A 1,538-nucleotide genomic window follows, 5' to 3' on the forward strand; every position below is an offset into this window, starting at 1 on the left:
GGCCGTGGGCGGGCGCACCACGAACACCATGGAGGACAGGGCGGGGGTGAGGTCGGGGTCGCGGACCCGGGCCAGCGCCTCGGCGACCGACGTGTCGGGCGTCAGCACTACCGGATCGGACGTCATCAGACCCCCCGCGGTGTCGGGGGAATGCGCCAGCAGCCGGCGCACCGGGGCCGACTCGGCGGGGTCCATTCGTGTCAGCAGCATCTCCGCGTCCGTCGGATTGAGCACGCCGAGCAGATCGGCGGCGTCGTCGGGATCCATCTCCTCGAGCACGTCGGCGGAGCGTTCGGTGCCCAGCTCGGACAGCACGTCGGCCTGGTCGAGCTCGGGCAGTTCCTGCAAGACGTCGGCCAGCCGGTCGTCGTCGAGGGCTTTGAGCACCTCGTAGCGCCGCTTGGGGGGCAGGCCGCGGATGGCGTCGGCCACGTCGACCGCCTTCCAGCCCTCGAACCGGTCCAGCAGCTGCGCCACCGCCTGGCCCGGCATCGCCAGCGCCGACGGGGTCAGGCCCTGCACGTTCTGCCAATCCACCACGTGCACCGGCCCGCGCCGGCCCAGCCGCCGCTGGGTGCGCACGGCGACCCGGCTCACCATCCAGTCACGGGTGCGGGTCTGTTCGATGCCCAGGTCGGTGATGACGACGTCGAGGCCGGCCAGCTCGGGCAGCGCGGGATCGTTCACCCTGACCTGGGTGTCGAGCACCTGACCGATCGCGAGCACCTCGCCTGGGCGCTGTTCGAAGTGGCGCAGGGACACGCTGCCGGTGTTCAGTGTGACGGCCTCTGGCTCGATCGCGGCGACCCGCAGCATCGGAATGAAGATGCTGCGCCGTGTCGCCAGATCGACGACCAGTCCCAGGACGCGGGGCTGCTGGCGCACGATGCTGATGCTGACCGCGACATCGCGGATCCGGCCGAACGACTCACCGAGGGGGCCCAGCACCAACATTCGCGAGAGCCGGGCGATGTACACCCTGTTGACCGATGCCATGGGGAAAGCCTAGGCAGCCGAGGATGGCGCGGCCGACGGCGGCGGTGCCGGCCCCGGCGCGCGCAGGCTGCTACCGCGAGTGCATCGCAAACAAGACGATGATCGTCATGACCACCAGCGTGGCGATGCCGATGACGATGCCGGCGACCGCCAGACCGTAGCCGTCTTGCTGGGTGCGCTTGATCTGATTGATCGCGACGGCGCCCAACACGATGGCCACGATCGAGCCGAGGCAGCAGCAGAACACCCCGGTGAACGACGAGATGAGCGATGCGATGGCGAGCTTGTTGGTCCCCGGTTTCACCCCGCTCGGCGGCCCGTAGCCCCCGTAGTCCGGTGCGGGATAATAGCCACCCGAATAGGGTGGCGGCCCGTAGCCGGTGGGCGGCCCGCCGAATTGCGGTGGGCCCGGCTGGTACTGCGGTGTGCCATAGCCCGGCGGCTGATCGTACCCGGGTGGCGGCCCGTATCCGGTTGGGGGCGGCGGGTATTGGGCGCCGTGGCCGGATTGGTACCCGGATTGGTACTCCGTGGGGTAGCCG

General features: G+C 70.2%; 2 protein-coding genes. Both read right to left on the reverse strand.

Annotated elements, in window-relative coordinates:
* Positions 1–996 (reverse strand): magnesium transporter MgtE N-terminal domain-containing protein (locus C1737_RS00025; protein ID WP_102416884.1); only part of this gene is annotated, 996 nt, incomplete at its 3' end.
* Between the two features lie 70 nt (positions 997–1,066).
* A partial coding sequence (locus C1737_RS00030; RefSeq protein ID WP_102416885.1) for a DUF4190 domain-containing protein occupies positions 1,067–1,538 on the reverse strand: 472 nt, incomplete at its 5' end.

The organism is Mycobacterium sp. 4858, from assembly GCF_900240975.1.
In the GTDB taxonomy this organism is placed as follows: domain Bacteria; phylum Actinomycetota; class Actinomycetes; order Mycobacteriales; family Mycobacteriaceae; genus Mycobacterium.